Origin of the sequence: Rhizobium sp. 62_C5_N11_2 (genome assembly GCF_051811185.1) — a bacterium.
GTDB classification, from domain to species: Bacteria; Pseudomonadota; Alphaproteobacteria; order Rhizobiales; family Rhizobiaceae; genus Rhizobium; species Rhizobium leguminosarum.
Map to the genome: position 1 here is coordinate 296,192 of NZ_JBPWPW010000004.1, position 17,495 is coordinate 313,686.

Annotated in this window: 7 protein-coding genes and 5 pseudogenes; 8 read left to right on the forward strand and 4 right to left on the reverse strand. The window is 57.9% G+C overall.

The features are described from left to right. The 3 genes and pseudogenes from AB8B31_RS33195 to AB8B31_RS33205 all read left to right on the forward strand — a co-directional run. A complete protein-coding gene (locus AB8B31_RS33195) occupies positions 1 to 483 on the forward strand; it encodes a UPF0262 family protein (RefSeq protein WP_096772071.1) in 483 nt (160 codons plus the stop codon). 57 nt (positions 484 to 540) lie between these two features. Further along, positions 541 to 1,986 (forward strand): Glu/Leu/Phe/Val family dehydrogenase, encoded by a 1,446-nt coding sequence (locus tag AB8B31_RS33200; RefSeq protein ID WP_425351035.1) that lies wholly within the window; start codon positions 541 to 543, stop codon positions 1,984 to 1,986. Positions 1,987 to 2,355: 369 nt separating this feature from the next. After that, positions 2,356 to 2,545, forward strand: a pseudogene (locus AB8B31_RS33205) (aspartate aminotransferase family protein); the annotation flags it as partial. Here the strand turns inward: AB8B31_RS33205 and AB8B31_RS33210 are convergent. Continuing rightward, positions 2,493 to 3,161, reverse strand: coding sequence for a GNAT family N-acetyltransferase (locus AB8B31_RS33210; protein WP_245424655.1), 669 nt, complete (start codon positions 3,159 to 3,161; stop codon positions 2,493 to 2,495). The pseudogene AB8B31_RS33205 and the gene AB8B31_RS33210 sit on opposite strands and share 53 nt — an antisense overlap. Before the next feature lie 1,089 nt (positions 3,162 to 4,250). Here AB8B31_RS33210 and AB8B31_RS33215 point away from each other — a divergent pair. The 4 genes and pseudogenes from AB8B31_RS33215 (at position 4,251) to AB8B31_RS33230 (ending at position 7,900) form a co-directional block, all read left to right on the forward strand. Next, positions 4,251 to 5,229, forward strand: a pseudogene (locus AB8B31_RS33215) (IS30 family transposase). A 343-nt stretch (positions 5,230 to 5,572) separates the two neighbouring features. Continuing rightward, positions 5,573 to 5,668: pseudogene (locus AB8B31_RS33220) on the forward strand (integrase catalytic subunit); the annotation flags it as partial. A 211-nt stretch (positions 5,669 to 5,879) separates the two neighbouring features. Continuing rightward, the gene (locus AB8B31_RS33225; RefSeq protein ID WP_439004417.1) at positions 5,880 to 7,517 is read left to right on the forward strand and encodes an MFS transporter; all 1,638 of its coding nucleotides are present in this window, start codon (positions 5,880 to 5,882) and stop codon (positions 7,515 to 7,517) included. A gap of 77 nt (positions 7,518 to 7,594) precedes the next feature. Beyond that, positions 7,595 to 7,900: an autotransporter gene (locus AB8B31_RS33230; protein WP_096772359.1), complete on the forward strand. Its 306-nt coding sequence runs from the start codon at positions 7,595 to 7,597 to the stop codon at positions 7,898 to 7,900. A gap of 777 nt (positions 7,901 to 8,677) precedes the next feature. Here the strand turns inward: AB8B31_RS33230 and AB8B31_RS33235 are convergent. Continuing rightward, positions 8,678 to 9,004, reverse strand: a pseudogene (locus tag AB8B31_RS33235) (AIR synthase-related protein); the annotation flags it as partial. Positions 9,005 to 9,017: 13 nt separating this feature from the next. On the opposite strand from AB8B31_RS33235, the pseudogene AB8B31_RS33240 reads away from it, so the two are divergent. Next, positions 9,018 to 9,690 (forward strand): annotated as a pseudogene (locus AB8B31_RS33240) (helix-turn-helix domain-containing protein); the annotation flags it as partial. Positions 9,691 to 10,086: 396 nt separating this feature from the next. Here the strand turns inward: AB8B31_RS33240 and AB8B31_RS33245 are convergent. Next, the gene (locus AB8B31_RS33245; protein WP_439004418.1) at positions 10,087 to 13,173 is read right to left on the reverse strand and encodes a Ulp1 family isopeptidase; all 3,087 of its coding nucleotides are present in this window, start codon (positions 13,171 to 13,173) and stop codon (positions 10,087 to 10,089) included. Between the two features lie 721 nt (positions 13,174 to 13,894). Then, the gene (locus AB8B31_RS33250; protein WP_439004419.1) at positions 13,895 to 16,471 is read right to left on the reverse strand and encodes a Ulp1 family isopeptidase; all 2,577 of its coding nucleotides are present in this window, start codon (positions 16,469 to 16,471) and stop codon (positions 13,895 to 13,897) included. Between the last annotated feature and the right edge of the window lie 1,024 nt (positions 16,472 to 17,495).

Below are 17,495 nucleotides of genomic sequence, written 5' to 3' on the forward strand. Positions count from 1 at the left end.
ATGGCCTTCGCCAAGTACCGTCTCTGCGACGTATCGATCGACCGCTCGTTCGCTGGCCAGCACGCGAGCATGGAGCGTGAGCAAGCCATCGCGGTCATCGACCTTCTAGAATCCAATACATTCATTCCAGTCGGTCACGACGGCGGACCTTATCGCCTCAGGATCGAAGCGGTAGATGGGCGCCTGGCATTGCATGTTGCTGTTGATCAGGGCGAGCATGTTGTCAGTCACTACTTGTCGCTCACGCCCTTTCGCCGCTTGCTGAAAGACTACACCCGCATCTGTGAGAGTTATTACGACGCTGTTCGCCACTCTGGGCCTGAGCGCCTTGAGGCAATCGATATGGGCCGGCGAGGCGTTCATAATGAGGCCGCGGAATTGCTGAAAAGCCGGCTGTCAGCGAAACTGAAGATCGACAACGACACCGCCCGACGCCTGTTCACGCTGATCTACGTCCTGCTCGTTCGCAATGCCGACCGATGAATTTTGTGCAGTTGAAACAGCCGCGGCCGAGACTTTCCCAGCTAGGAGGAACGCCAAGTGAACGCAATACCACAACGCAATGTACAGCTCGGAGAGACCAGCTCTGCGGGCTTCCTGGATAGCGTTGATCAGAACTTCCGTCATGCGATGACCTTCCTCGATCTGCCGGAAGGCCTGTCGGAGCGGATCATGCAGTGCAACTCGACCTATACTGTCCGGTTCGGCGTTCGCCTGCGCGGCCGCATGTACAGCTTCGTCGGGTGGCGATCGGTCCACAGCGAGCACTGTGAGCCGGTGAAGGGTGGCATCCGCTACGCGTCGAACGCCGACGCTGAAGAGGTCGAAGCGCTGGCAGCGCTGATGACGCTTAAATGCTCGCTGGTTGATGTGCCGTTCGGCGGCTCGAAGGGCGCGCTGAAGATCGATCCGCGCGAATGGACGCCGCAGGAGCTCGAGCGCATCACCCGCCGCTTCACGCAGGAACTCAACAAACGCGGCCTGATCGGCCCCGGCGTCAACGTCCCAGCTCCCGACATTGGTACGGGCGAGCGGGAGATGGCCTGGATGATGGACGAGTTTCGCCGCGCCAATCCAACTGATGTGATCAATGCCCGCGCCTGCGTGACCGGCAAGCCGCTGTCGAAGGGAGGTATCGCCGGTCGCACCGAAGCAACCGGTCGAGGTGTCCAATTCGCCATCCAGAGCTATCTCCAGGATCCGCGCACCGCCGGATTGAGCGGCAAGCGTGATCTGAAGGGTGCCGCCGTCATCGTTCAGGGCTTCGGCAATGTCGGCTACCATGCGGCAAGGTTCCTCTCCGAAGAGAATGGTGCTCGGATAACCGTCGTCGCTGAACGGGACGGCTATGTCGCCAATGCCGACGGCCTGGCGATCGAGGCGCTGAAGCAACATCAGAACAAAACCGGCAGCATCCTCGGTTTCGAGGGCGCCACCTCATTTCCCTGCGATATCAAGGGCATCGAGCAGCCATGCGACATCCTCATTCCGGCGGCGATGGAAAATGCGATCCATGCGGGCAACGCGGAGTGCATCAAGGCGCGTCTCGTGGTCGAAGCGGCCAACGGACCGGTATCTTTCGAGGCCGACAGAGCACTGCGCACCCGCGGGATCATTATTCTACCCGATCTTTACGTGAATGCCGGCGGCGTCGTCGTCAGCTACTTCGAGTGGGTGAAGAACCTGACGCATATTCCCTTCGGGCTGATGGAACGGCGCCGGCGCGAGCGGCGTAACCAAACGATTGCCGCGGCGCTGGAACGCATGACCGGCAAGGAATTTCCAGCCGACATCCGCGGCGAGTTCCTTGAAGGTGGCGCAGAAATCGATCTCGTTCGTTCCGGACTGGAAGACGTCATGCGCAGCACTTGGGGTCGCATCGCCGATCTCATCGAACAGCAACCGGAACTCGGAAATTATCGAACCGCTGCCTATGTCGCGTCAATCCGACAAATCGCGGATGCCTATGAAGCGATCGGGATCTGATCACGATTCGATAATTGGCGCCGCAGGTGCGCTTAAGCCCTCCTGTCGAAACCGGGCGGCATCGCCCATGCACCACGGATCGAAGGGCCGCATTCTTGTCGCAGATGGCAGAGGTTTGGATGATCGCGGAAATTCCGAAGCTGGGTACCAACAGGGGTCGGTCACGAAAAATGCGGCGTCATTGCGCAAGATATTGCAGGGGCATGTATGGGTCGGTCAATGCTGCCAAATGGTTCCAGCTACATCTTAATCTTCAGGACAGAACAAATTGAAGACGCAGTCGGGTGTGTAGGTATGACGGTCGGCCACCGTTTTACAGCGAGCCGCGCGAAACCCGCACTCTGCCTGGCAGCACCGTAACATGGCTCTCATCCTTTTACGCATCTCAAAGATTTCGCAACGGGCAACTTGGTGAGCCGACGATCGTGGAGCGGGTAAGGGGATGATCCGCATCGAGGACGCCCGCGGCAACCAGCTGATCGACGACTTCGCGGGTCTCTACTGCTTCAACGTTGGCTACGGGCGCATCGAGGTCGCGGAAGCGATTGCGCGTCGGGCCTAATCGCCTGGCCTACAGAATCCGTCATCGCCGGCTTTTGAATAAGGTAGCGAACCGGCGCAAAGCTTGGATTTGCTGCGATTATTCCATTCAGGTCTTGTTGCCTTACCTCGAAGCAGCGCGTCAGTTGGTCGCCAAACCACCTATCACCGATCTGCCGGAATCCCATCTTTCCAACTGAACGCAAGGAACGCTGGTTCTCAGGCCGAACAAAGCACAGGACTCGCGGTGCTGCCAGGGTCGTGAAGGCAAAATCAAGGATGGCACATCCCGCTTCTGGAGCATATTCATTGCCGGATGCGGCCCGGTGAAAGCATGCGCTGAGCTCGAGATCGTCGCTTTCCGGCAGAAAACCTAGGCGGCGTTGTCCAAGGAAGCGGCCTTCCTGGCTGGCGCTGTCGCGTTCGAATACTGCAAAGAGACCGATTCCATACCTATCCCAATCGGCACGGGACTTCTTGAACTCGGCACATGTGTCTGCAAAGGACGGAGGCTTGCCGTCATATATGGCATTCGCAACGAAAGGATCGGCATGAAGTGCATGAAATCGCAGCAGGTCCCATGGTGTGGTTAGCGGGCGCAAATATAGTCGCGCGGTTTCCAGAGTCACCTGCATTGCGCGTGCCCTACCGCGCGGGGCAGACTGCCAGCGCGCTGTTGTGTCTCTCGGACCAGGACCACCCAACCCAATGTGACGATATCCTCTGTGAGCTTGAGCATGAGACTCTTTCTCCTGAAGGTGACGCAGACGTATCAGCGGATGTCAATGCATGTACCGTGCCAACGGGAACCACCAACCATGGCTCTGAAACCGCGATGTCGAATGCCTCTCTTCGAACGACGCTGAAACGACTGAACAGCGCGTGGAATCCACTTCCCCCAGCAGCGTCAGGTCCGGTTGTTTCCTCTGAAAGAGCCAATCAACGAACTGTCGGGTTTCTCGAGGCCGAGACACGGCGATGTCCTCTATAATACCGCGCACGCTCTTAAGCCATTGAATGATTGCAGACAATTGTTTGTTTCTTTCCGGCCAACTTGCACTGGTCCAAGCGCCGAGAGCCGTCGCTTGATTCTTTAGATTGGTTCCACACATTGGCTGCAAGGTCACACCAGAGCGACGAATTCAAGGAGCCGCCATAGGTCTGGAAGCCAGTTGGGCGCCTTACGGTTCTGCGACGATATTTGCCGACCCCTCTGCGCAATGTTCCAAATCAATGCTAGTCGACTACTTTTGGTCCGACGAGGAAAGGGTGAAGCGAATGGAATTTAGTCCAAGCTATCGACCCGATCATTTTGCTGGTCATGATCTGTTCGAACATGAGATGGGTCAGCTGGCGGCGGAATGTACACCTAGTGCCGTGGTTCCGGGTCAGGATCCAGTGAGGGTTCCGCTGGGCCGAGCGCCGGCGTTGAAGCGGGACAAATCTCGCCCGGCGTTCGACGTGCGGACGCTCTTGTCAAGGTGGTCCAGCCCTTCACTAAACCACTGCAATGCCCATTCCCGGTGCCCTTATCCTCCTGTTGATCGCTTGACGCGTGAGGCGTTTGCTAAGTCGAACAAGCCGTACGCGCGCAGGATAGTTCCATAATAACCCTTATGAAATGTTATAACATCACGCGATACATTCTATTTCCAAGTGCGACATGCCAGTATTTTCAATGACTTCACTTTGGAGATTCTGGCGTGTCTTGATGCTATACGCAGATCACCCTCGCCGATCGCCGACGCCTGCATCACTTGGTGGCGGCAAAAGTTCCGATAGACCAGATGGCACGTCAGCTTGGCCGTCATCGCTCGACCATTTACCGCGAGATCAAGCGCAATACGTTTCGCGATCGTGAACTGCCGGACTACGACGGTTACTACAGCACGGTTGCTGACGATACTTCCAAGGAGCGGCGGCGCCGGCTGAGAAAGCTGCGGCGTCACCCGAATTTGCGCACAGAGATCATCAACCAGTTGGAGGCTCGCTGGTCTCCAGAACAGATTGCCGGACGCCTGCTGTCGGAGGGGCTAAGTCTTGTTCGCGTCTGCAAAGAGACAATCTATCGCTTCATCTACAGCAGGAAGGCTATGGGCTAGGCCTCTATCGCTATCTGCCCGAAGCGCGCCGCAAACGTCGCCCACTGCGCTCCAGGAAGCCGCGCGACGGTGCGTTTCCAGCCACTCACCGCATATCCCAACGGACTGATTTTATTGGAGAAAGATCGCAGTTTGGGCATTGGGAGGGCGACCTCCTCATCTTCGAACGTCCACTCGGCCATGCCAAGTCACTTCCCTCGTGGAGCGCAAGAGCCGCTATACCGTTCCCATCAAGAAAACGAGCCGGCATTCGCGCCCGATCATGGACAAGATCATCAAAGCGTTTTCTCCTTTACCGGCCTTCGCGCGTCAAAGCTTCACATTTGATCGCGGTACCGAGTTCGCCGGGTTCAGGGCTTTGGAAGAAGGGATCGGTGTGTGCAGTTGGTTTTGCGACCCAAGTGCGCCTTGGCAAAAAGGGACCGTCGAGAACACCAACAAGCGCATTCGACGCTTCCTGCCAGGCACCACAGATCTGGCAGTTGTGTCGCAACGCGACCTTCTCCACCTCACGCGCCATATCAACGATCAACCGCGCAAGTGCCTCGGATACAGGACACCGACCGAGGTGTTTATGGCGCATTTGCACGAAGACAGGTGATCCCCTATCCTGCAGAACTGGCATGATGCACTTGGGTTAGCTTCTCCACGGCGATTTAGTAATGCGACAGTTGGGCCAGTTAGAGATGCGACAGTCTCGCCTCTCGATGCGCTGGTCAAGGTCAACGTTGGGAGCAAGGATGCCGACTTCAGCCTGGTGGAGACCAGGAGCGTTCGGAGGCGTGATGTCCTGTTTGATCACCATGTCGCAGAAAGAATTGCATCGCCTCGAAGTCATTCAAAAATTACTGGCGCGACTGTTTCGGTGAACTCATCCAGATCGACGGCTTGCACCGCTGGTGGTTAAGAACCGCTCGTCTGCATCTGCGGTTCGCCGGATCGGCAGGATCGTCAAGGAACTGCGGCTGCGCGGCATCGACACGATCGACGGGGCTAAAGCCTATGCGCCGGCGTTCATGGCGGACTTCGATGCTCGGTTCATTCGGCTGTCGTTCAACCTGCTTCGACGACGGCCTGCTGTCATTGATTTCGATTCGCGGTCTTGCCGCGTTGCGTCGACGCGAAGTTGGCCGACTTCTTGCGTGCGGCTTCTACAACGCTGGCGGTAACGCGCATGACGGACGCCCACCACCATGACCAAACGCCGCTCGGTCTCACCGAAGCCGACCCGCCCGAAAGAGACTGATCGACATGGACGCCATTGAAGAGCGAGCATCCTCGGCGCTGTTAGCGCCACTGAAGAATTCGACGTTCCGTTCGATTTTCTTCGCGTCGCAGCTCTCCAGCCTGGGTTGGCTGATGCAGACGGTGGCTCTCAGCTGGCTGATGGCCACCGTTTCCACCTCGGATGTGATGGTCGCCCTGGTCCAGGCCTCGTCTACCCTGCCTGCCTTTTTTCTTGCGATTTTCGTTGGCGCGATTGCCGACAACTACAGCCGGCGCATGGTCATGATCGTCGGCCGAAGCCTGATGATGGCGGCCTCGGCGATGCTGACGATCCTGATGGCTTTCGGCATCACCGATCCATGGATGATCCTGGCGTTCAGTTTCCTTGACGGCTGCGGTATCGCACTCAGCGATCCCGCGTGGCGCGCTTCGCTTGGCGACATGCTGGAACGCCGCCATCTGCCGTCGGCCGTCACCCTTCTCAATGTCGGATTCAACACGGTCCGTAGCGTCGGTCCCGCGCTTGGCGGCATCATCGTTGCGATTTTTGGGCCGCTCGTCACTTTCGCGCTCACCACGCTTGGCTTCGTCGCGCCCCTCACCGCTCTGTGGCGAAACAAGTGGACCGTGAAAGCGTCGCCCCTCCCTCGCGAAGCGCTTATGACGGCGATCTATGATGGACTGCGGTTCACGGCGATATCCTCGGAAATCAAGGCAGCTATTGTCCGCGGTACGCTGTTTGGGCTGACCGGAACCTCGATGCTGGCGCTCCTGCCGCTCGTCGCAAGAGACCTCTTGAAGGGCGGCCCAATCGACTACGGTATTCTCATGGGTGGCTTCGGCGCCGGCGCGCTGATCGCGGGGCTCGTGAACCCACCACTCAGGCGCGCGGTCACGCAGGAACTGCTGATTGTTCTGGCATGTGTCGCGTGCGCGGTATGTGCGATCTCACTTGCGCTGACGTCTTCCCTGATCATCGCAACAGTCTGCCTCGCCTTCGGCGGCGCCGGCTGGGTAACCGGATGGTCGGGGTTCGGCGTCAACGTGCAGTTGGCAAGCCCGCGCTGGGTGGTGGGTCGCACGATTTCCATCTACAGCGCTTTTACTTATGGGGGGATCGCCGCTGGCAGTTGGCTCTGGGGAATTATCGCCGAAAACCATTCCCTCTCCCTATCCTTGGCATGTTCTGCTGCCGCCTCGTTGCTGGTCGCCGCACTTGGGCTCAAGCTGCCGATCAGAAACCGCTTGGAGTCTGAACTCGAAGCCTCCGGCGCCTTCGATGCGCCAGTACCTGCACTCGATCTGAAGCCGAGAAGCGGCCCGATCCTGGTGACGACGGAATATGCGATTGCCGAAGAGAATGCCGCTGTCTTTCTTGAGATCATGCGCAGACGGCGGCATGTTCAAAGCCGAGCCGGCGCACGCCATTGGACCCTCACGCGCGACGTTCAGCAGCCTTCGCGATGGCTCGAGACCTTCCGGACGCCGACTCGGGTTGATTTTCATCGCCTTAATCACCGCCTCACGGCAGCGGACAAGCGCTTGGACGATGAGCTGAAGGGGTTGAGCGCAGCATGCAACCTGCCACGGACGACCATTTTGGTGGAGCGCCCGCCAGTTGCGCGCAATTCCCCGCCAGATCCCTACGTATCGCAGAAATGAGCAATTGCGTCTCAAGTGGTTCATTCGGAACAAGGCTCGCACAAGGCAGAACTCTTGTTGAGATCTCAGGATCGACGGTGGTCTCCGGAAAAGACTCCATCTCGGTCGGCGAGGATAATGACCGCGTATTCGGTAGCATGGGCAATGATCACGTCTTTGGCGACGAGGGCAACGACTACTTCTACGGCGACATGGGTCGCTTTAAGCCTCGCAACCTGGATGCGGCCCTCCTTGGTGGGGACAACGACAAGCTTTATGGCCGCGATGAGGCGACCTCACTCGCTCGCGTGGTCCACGGGTTCCCCCGCGACGCACGTTCCCGTGAAGACGCATTCGTCGCAGTAAGCCGGCCGAAGGCATCGCACAGGCGGCTGTCACGGTGACTTAGATTTCATCTCGGCCTATGGGTGCAAATAAGGCAATAGGGTTGGACGGCTCACTAACATTCCGCTTCTAAACAAGCGGACGTCTCCTTTGCCGCGGACAGGTCTGTGGGTTGTGCGCGTGTCATAGTGGCGCCCCCATTGGCACGCGCACCCCGCGGGCTGACTTGCTTCTAAAGCAAGGACTGAATCTCTACGGTTCGTCATAAACACTTGCAAAGCCTGGGTAACGCTCGAGGTCTCGTAGCGTCTTGACAAGACTCTGGCTTACCCTTGAGCTGAGCCCCTTAATTTTCTTCCTTACATTTCCCGGTGCGGGTACCTGCCTAATATAGCGGATAAGTAATTGGGCTGCGCCAGGAGTGATATCGTGACGCTTCTACGCTAACTCCTCAATCAGCAAAAATATATGCTCAACATCCTGCCCCATCCACGAAACGAGGCGGTGCAAAGGACGTTCTGCCCAACAACTGCCCTCCCAAGCATCGATTCGAGCTGTCGCCGCAATCCACCATCCTTCGAAAGGATTAACGATAGAGTCCCGAAGAGATAAAAGGCTTTTCGCGACTTGACGTTGCCAGAGAAGTTGCCCTCGCGAAATGGCATTGTCCGCGCTTGCTCCAGAACTCACTAAGGGCTCGCGGATTATTTGATGATGCGTCAATCATCTTCCCGCAGATACGTTCAGCTTCCGGAAGGTTATATGTGAATTCCATATTGTACCATCGACGCATCATGAAAATGTCGTGGTATCCGATACCTTCGGCCTGACGAAAAGGGGATCGCATCCTCCTCGATGCGAAAGCCGGCTTTCGACTGGCTGGCGATTTCGTTCAGGGTAGCGGCGATGCCGCCGCGCGTTGGATCCGCATCAACCGGATATGCCTCCCGCCGCCGCGACCATCACGGCTACGAGCTGGTGCAGCGTTGCGCTGCGGAGACGATATCTCTATCGAATTCCAGGTTCTCGCGCTTCGACATCACGGCGACACCGTGGTCACAGATGGAGTCTGGGATGATCACAGCATCGCCCAGCCGGGCCGCATCGGGACGAAAATCGAGCCCGTCGGGAGCCATGCCGACACCCGCCGTCGAGATGAAAACGCAGGAGGACCGAATGAACATTTACAAGAATGCCCGTTTGACACCGCGGCGTCGAGAGGAGATGGCGCGCGCCGTTATTGAGGGCGCTTGTCCCAAAGCCGAGGCTGCGCGGAGTGCCGTCGAAGGTGGTCGCTCGTTGGAAGGCGCGATTTCTGGCGGATGGCGCCGCCGGCATGGCGGACCGGTCGTCGCGGCCGAGGACAAGTCCGAGACGCACCGCGGCCAACATTGCCGGCGAGATTGCAGTGTTGCGCCGACAGCGGCTGACGGGCAAGCACATCGCCAAGCAGACGGGCGTGTCGGCGGCAACGGTGAGCCGGGTTCTCAAGCGCGCCGGTCTTTCCCGGCTGAAGGATATCGAGCCGGCCGAACCGGTGTGACGCTATGAGCGCGAGCGGCCTGGCGAAATGATCCATATCAACATCAAGAAACTTGGCCGCTTCAGCCAGGTTAGCCACCGCATCACGGGTGATCGAACCCGCCAAAGTTCGCGCAGGGGCAAAGGCTGGGGCGCCGGCTGGGAGTACGTTCACGTCGCCATTGATGACGCCTCGCGCATTGCCTTCTCGCAGATATTGCCAGACGAAAAGAAGGACAGCGCGGTCGCCTTTCTCAAGGCGGCACTGACCTACTATAATAACCTCGGCATTACCGTCGAGCGCGTCATGACCGATAACGGTCCCTGCGACATTAGATAGAGACAGCCCCAGACGAACATACGGAAATGCGGGACCCAGCTCGCGCATAAGAGTATGTCAGCCGTCGTCAAAATGCCCTGTCTCCCTCGTTTGCTCAATAGTTTCACGCTTTGCTTCCGTCGTCAAAGCCGGAAGGAAAAAGCATGACAAAGAGCTTGCATACGACATAAGAGAGATGCGACAGTCGTCGCCTCTTGGGATGCTGGCCAAACGTCAACGTTTTGAAGGAAGACTGGCGACGTGCACATTCGATGTCGCCCCCGGCACTGGGGATCGTCTTATCTGGTTGGCGCGCTGCACGTGGCCGCGTAAAAACGGATTCTCCCTCAACGGTTTGGTGCTTTTCAAGAACGACTGGCATCTATTGCTCGATCCATCTCCACCCTATTGCATGAAAAGGTAAATGTCGCTCTGCATGCCTGATGGCCCCAGAGTGGCCGTGTAGGGCACACCATGGATACTGAAGTTGGTGGGTTTGTCCGCGCTCGGCAGCAAGTCATACAAGTACATTGCAGGCAGAAGGTCATCTGGTACCGGTTGATTGCCGTGTTGCCAGCTCGGAGGGACAAATCCTCCCAAGTCTTCCACAGGCAGCGTGTACTGTGGGGTGCCGAAGATCGATGCCCCCAAGCTTTGCTCCCATGGTGCGTCTGGCGGATTGACGCTTTGCACCGGTGAATAGGCGGCTGATGGCAAATCCTGCCGGAAGGTCGCTGTATTCCAGCTATCGGGAAGCTGGCCGGGTTGACCCACTCCATGCCAAAACTCTGCGGGATCGGCGCTCTGTGTGGAGGACTCCGGTTCAGCCGCCGCAGCCCCCGCTCGAGCACTGTTGGGCGCGGGGCTCAGACGTCGTTGGAGTTGCTCCCGATCGGCGACGAGGTTGTCGAGGTGCAGCACGGCTGGCCGGCCTCTTCGCGCCAGACGTCTAACGAGCGCCCGCGTGCCGTCAACCACGAAGACTCCGCAATCATAGTCGTTGCGCTGTTGGGTCATGCGGACGGGCTCCAGACGGGTACCCAACCTTTGTGCGAGCATTGCTGCAAACTCGTCGTTCTGTCCCCGGAAGGAGTCATAGTGATAGGCAGCCGGCCCCTCGCGGTTGCGACGGTCAACGAGTAGCAGCGACCAATGGGTGCCGCGGTGATCAGGATCCGAAGCACTGGCATCGCTCACTGGAAGGAACAGGAAGTCGGCTGTATCTCTTCCATTCTGATCATTAACGATGCGCTGGAAAGCGCTCAGCGCGGTGCTCTCATCGCCCAGGCGCAGATGATAATGGGCTATCAGGGGATCGATAAGCCGCGTCCTGGCTGCGAGATCCGGATCGTTTCGCTGCAAGTCCTGCATTAGCAGCTCATAATCCGTCTGGATATGCTGGTCGCCCAGCCATTCGGTATGGTCGAGCGACAATCCGCTGCGGCCTTCGATCGGTGGATCAACCTGCTGCAGCGGCGAAGTTGATCTGAACTCGGCACGTGGATCCGAACGGCCGTCCAGACCGGCCGGTTCCCGGCCACTTGCCTGCTCAGGGGACAACCCCGACGCTGCGTTCGCCTCAACGACTTGCTGGTACTGCCGAAGCCGCTTGAAAGACATAGTGAGTTTTTTTCCCATGGCTTCGGTGAAGTCTTGGTAATCTTTTTTCAACGACCATTGCTGCTGATCACTGCCGTTGAGCCGGCTCGCTATGCTCTCCCTACCCCTGGTTTGCAGCCAAGCACTAAACTTTCGTTGATTGCTGGCCAGCCTCGAGACGCCTTTTCTCTTGGAAGTCGAGTCCGATCCGAGCTTGCTCAGCTCTTCATTGGCGAAGCCATCAATCATGCGGGCGTCGTCGGGATAAGGATCATGCTGTTTCAACTGCGACTCGGCGCCTAGATACTGCCGCAACCGATCGAGACTCACGTTTATTTTTTTTCCTTCAGCCTTGGTAAAGGCCTTAAAATCGTCCTTCAACGACTGTTGCTGCTGATCAGTTCCCGTGAGTCGACTGCCTATGCTCCCCCGACCATTCTTATGGAGCCAATTACTAAACCTCCGTTGATTGCTGGCCAGATTCAAGACGCCTTTCCTCTGCGAAGTCGAGTCCGATCCGAGCTTGCTCAGCTCTTCGTTGGTGAAGGCATCAATCATGAGGGCGTCGTCGGGATAAGGATGATGCTGTTTCAACTGCGACTCGGCGCCTAGATACTGCCGCAGCCGATCGAAACCAACGCTTATTTTTACTTCAACGTTAGTAGTAAATTCCCTAAAATCGTCCTTCAACGACTGTTGCTGCTGATCACTACCGGTGAGTCGGCTGACTATGCTCCCCCGACCATTCTTTTGGAGCCAACCACTAAACCTCCGTTGATTTATGGCCATAGTCCGGACAACTTTCCTCTGCGAAGTCGAGTCCGGTCCGAGCTTGCTCAAATGTTCGTTGGCTAGGTCATCAATGATGCGGGCGTCGTCGGGATAAGGTTCATGCGGTTTCAACTGCGACTCGGCGCCTAGATACTGCCGCAGCCGATCGAAACTCACGACCACTTTTTTTCCTTCAGCCTTGGTAAAGGCCCTAAAATCGTCCTGCAACGACTGTTGCTGCTCATCACTACCGGTGAGTCGGCTGACTATGCTCCCCCTGCCCTCCCTTTTGAGCCAATCGCTAAACTTTCGTTGGCTACTGGCATTTTTCCGGGAAATCGAGGCCGGTCTGAGCTTACTCAGCTCTTCGTTGACCAAGTCATCAATGACGCGGGCGTCATCGGGATAGGGATCATGAATTCGGCGGCCCATCAGGCGCGGCCCAGGTCCAACGGCTTGGAGTTCTTGCCCCTCAGACGCGAGCCTCCTGAAATGAGACAGTGCTGAGTTAAGACGGTTCTGATCGTCCTCACCGCTTGCCCAATAATCCGCGATATCACCGGCTAGTGAATCTGGATCGTTTAAAAACCGAGAAGTCATCGAATCTCTGTTCTCTGCTCGGAGCCAACGAGCGAAACCCCTAAGAATACCTAAATTGTTCTCGACGGTACGCTCGGGAACCCTTCCGTCCCCTCGGCCGATGCTACCGTCGGGTAGAATTTCGTAGTTTCGGACTGCTTCCGCGAACTGGTTGATGCGGGACTCGTCATCGGGATGCATGTCCCGGTCGGCGGGGCGACCACGCTTGGCGCCGACGCGAACCTCGGTTGAGACCTCCGTTGCGGCATCAACCTCTTGCTGCCCCGAACCCCTCTCCGGCGCCAGCGACTGCGGCGTCACTCGCATCGAACCGCCCACGGAACTGCGACGCGGCACACGGTCGCCGGCGTCACTATCGTGCGAACCGAGGCGCAAGTCGGTCGGATCCTGCTCCATGTCTCGGCTCTCTGGATAGTAGTCCTCGATCCAGGCGTCCGTATCGAAAGCTCCGGTCACGCCTTCGATCCACCCACTTACTTCGCGAGAATCGTCATCGCGCGGCTGGTTCCGTCTTGGGTACATCGATGCCGGTCCTCCGGAAATCAAATTTGGAACCTCGATCCTAATGCCTGCCGACCGCCGCCCAGCATGCAAAAGCCAGATCCGATCATGCCCTCAAGGCATGGCCGAACACCATATGGCGACGGCTTGCCGACAATCGTCTGCACTCGACCATCAGGCCGTCACAGAGCCTCGCCAGCTTGCCGCTTGCCATGCGGAGCCCGCCAGAATTGGCCTTAATTTAAGCAGTTTCGAGTGATGTGTGGGACATGCAGCGTGAAGGCGCCGTCAGGATTTCCGATTCCAACCAATCCATCCGCCGGGCGGTAAATCTTCCAAGGCCACCTCCAACATTCAAGCTAATCTTAGCCCGGCCGCGGCGCAGACACCTCCGGCGGACTGTCAGCCGTTTCGACGATGGTCTGGGAAGGGAGCCGTCGTCAAAATGCCCTGTCTCCCTCGTTTGCTCAGTAGCTTCACACGGTGCTTTCGTCGTCAAAGCCGGAAGGAAGTTGCATACGACATAAGAGAGATGCGACAGCCGTCGCCTCTTGGGATGCTGGCCAAACGTCAACGTTTTGAAGGAAGACTGGCGACGTGCACATTCGATGTCGCCCCCGGCACTGGGGATCGTCTCATCTGGGTTGGCGCGCTGCACGTACCGCGTAAAAACGGATTCTCCCTCAACGGTTTGATGTTTTTTCAAGAACGACTGGCATCTATTGCTCGATCCATCTCCACCCTATTGATATTGCAGGAAAAGGTAAATGTCGTTCTCCCTGCCTGATGGCCCCAGAGTGGCCGTGTAGGGCACACCATGGATAGTGATGCTGGTCTGGGGTTTGTCCGCGCTCGGCAGCAAGTCATAATAGTACATTGCAAGCCGAAGGCCAGCCGGTGCCGGTTGATTGCGGTGTTGCCAGCTCGAAGGGACAGCTCCTCCCAAGTCGTCCACAGGCAGCATGTACTGTGGGGTGCCGAAGATCGATGCCCCCAAGCTTTGCTCCCATGGTGCGTCTGGCGGATTGAGGCTTTGCACCGGTGAATAGGCGGCTGACGGCAAATCCTGCCGGAAGGTCGCTGTATTCCAGCTATCGGGAAGCTGGCCGGGTTGACCCACTCCATGCCAAAACTCTGCGGGATCGGCGCTCTGTGTGGAGGACTCCGGTTCAGCCGCCGCAGCCCCCGCTCGAGCACTGTTGGGCGCGGGGCTCAGACGTCGTTGGAGTTGCTCCCGATCGGCGACGAGGTTGTCGAGGTGCAGCACGGCTGGCCGGCCTCTTCGCGCCAGACGTCTAACGAGCGCCCGCGTGCCGTCAACCACGAAGACTCCGCAATCATAGTCGTTGCGCTGTTGGGTCATGCGGACGGGCTCCAGACGGGTACCCAACCTTTGTGCGAGCATTGCTGCAAACTCGTCGTTCTGTCCCCGGAAGGAGTCATAGTGATAGGCAGCCGGCCCCTCGCGGTTGCGACGGTCAACGAGTAGCAGCGACCAATGGGTGCCGCGGTGATCAGGATCCGAAGCACTGGCATCGCTCACTGGAAGGAACAGGAAGTCGGCTGTATCTCTTCCATTCTGATCATTAACGATGCGCTGGAAAGCGCTCAGCGCGGTGCTCTCATCGCCCAGGCGCAGATGATAATGGGCTATCAGGGGATCGATAAGCCGCGTCCTGGCTGCGAGATCCGGATCGTTTCGCTGCAAGTCCTGCATTAGCAGCTCATAATCCGTCTGGATATGCTGGTCGCCCAGCCATTCGGTATGGTCGAGCGACAATCCGCTGCGGCCTTCGATCGATGGATCAACCTGCTGCAGCGGCGAAGTTGATCTGAACTCGGCACGTGGATCCGAACGGCCGTCCAGACCGGCCGGTTCCCGGCCACTTGCCTGCTCAGGGGACAACCCCGACGCTGCGTTCGCCTCAACGACTTGCTGGTACTGCCGAAGCCGCTTGAAAGACATAGTGAGTTTTTTTCCCATGGCTTCGCTGAAGTCTTGGTAATCTATTTTCAACGACCATTGCTGCTGATCACTGCCGTTGAGCCGGCTCGCTATGCTCTCCCTACCCCTGGTTTGCAGCCAAGCACTAAACTTTCGTTGATTGCTGGCCACATTCCGGGCAACTTGCCTCTTGGAAGTCGAGTCCGATCCGAGCTTGCTCAGCTCTTCCTTGGCGAAGCCATCAATCATGAGGGCGTCGTCGGGATAAGGATGATGCTGTTTCAACTGCGACTCGGCGCCTAGATACTGCCGCAGCCGATCGAGACCCACGCCGCCAATATTTTTTCCTTCATCCTTGGTAAAGGCCCTAAAATCGTCCTTCAACGACTGTTGCTGCTGATCAGTACCCGTGAGTCGGCTGGCTATGCTCCCCCTGCCCGTCCTTTGGAGCCAAGCACTAAACCTTCGTTGGTTACTGGTATTTTTCTGAGAATTCGGGACCGGTCCGAACTTACTCAGCTCTTCCTTGGCCAAGCTATCAATGATGAGGGCGTCGTCGGGATAAGGATCATGTATCTGGCGCCCCATCAGGCGCGGCCCAGGTCCAACGGCTTGGAGTTCTTGCCCCTCAGGCCCGAGCCTCCTGAAATGAGACAGTGCTGACTTAAGACGGTCCTGACCATCCCCACCGCTTGCCCAATAATCCGCGATATCAACGGCTAGTGAATCTGGATCGTTTAAAAGCCGAGAAGCCATCGAATCTCTGTTCTCTGCTTTGAGCCAACGAGCGAACCTCCTAAGAATCTTTAAATTGTTCGTGAGGGTACCCTCGGGAACCCTTCCGTCCCCTCGGCCGATGCTACCGTCGGGTAGAATTTCGTAGTCTCGGACTGCTTCCGCGAACTGGTTGATGCGGGACTCGTCATCGGGATACATGTCCCGGTCGGCGGGGCGACCACGCTTGGCGTAATCGACGCGAACCGTGGTTGAGACCACGTGAGTCTCCGTTGCGGCATCGACGTCTTGCTGCCCCGAACCCCGCGACGACGTCTTGCTGCTCCATCCGAACGCCTTCTTGAACCCTGACGCCATGCGCGACTTAAATCCGCGGCTTTTGCCCTGCGGCGCCGCGGCGACTTCGCCCGCCTCCGCCATATTGCTCGATGTCTTGCCCCCCGAGCCGCCGAATCGCAAGCTGCTGGAGCCCGCCCGAGAGACGTCTATGCTGTGGCGGGCGCCGCTCAACGAGTTCTCTGGCGCCCGCGACTGCGGCGTCACTCGCATCGAACCGCCCACGGATCTGCGACGCGGCACACGATCGCCGGCGTCACTGTCGTGCGACCCGAGGCGCAAGTCGCTCAGATCCTGTTCCATGTCTCGTCTCAGTGAATAGTAGTCCCGGATCCAGGCGTCCGTCGCGACAGCTCCGGTCACGCCTTCGATCCACTCACTTACTTCGCGAGAATCGTCATCGCGCGGCTGGTTCCGTCTTGGGTACATCGATGCCGGTCCTCCGGAAATCAAATTTGGAACCTCGATCCTAATGCCTGCCGACCGCCGCCAAGCATGCTAAAGCCAGATCCAATCATGCCCTCAAGGCATGGCCGAACACCATATGGCGACGGCTTGCCGACAATCGTCTGCACTCGACCATCAGGCCGGCACATGGCTTGAGAGGCTCGCCAGCTTGCCGCTTGCCATGCGGAGCCCGCTAAAATTGGCCTTCATTTAAGCAGTTTCGGGTGATGTGTGGAACATGCAGCGTGAAGGTGCCGTCAGAATTTCCAATTCCAACCAATCCATCCGCCGGCCTTCTGATTTCACCGCCTCAGTGCGCGGCGGCAAACAAGGTGAGACTCAGCCAGATTGTCGCTCTACAGAACCCACTCGGCCTTCCGTGATCATTCAACTTTCGAGGCTCATTCCCGCACCCGTATCTGTCTACACTTCAGCCCCCCGTTACCGCGACGCCCGCAAGACTCGCCCCGGCTTCGCCGCTGTGACCTTGGCCGGATGGGACTTTGGCCGGATGGGACTTGCGCCGCCAAGCAGCTATCAGCTTGGCATGACGTATTCCCGAGCGGAGGTCCATCATCTCATTGGTCATCAGTGGCCTTCTATCGGGCTGTGCTTGAACCACCCGACCCTGCCGAAAAACCACTGATGCCCACCTACTCCTCAGAGCCTTCACCACCTAAGGGGACTCCGTGGATCCGCTTTTCCAAAGCATTTTGGAATATCGATTTTGCATGGTGGCGGCCAGTCCGGTTGCACTAGCATATGCGTAATCTGCAATTGGAGACCAACAGCGGTGAACACAGAACAGGCCCGCGGGGCGGTAAATCCTCCGAGGACACCTCTAACATTCAAGCTAATCTTAGCCCTGCCGCGGCGCAGA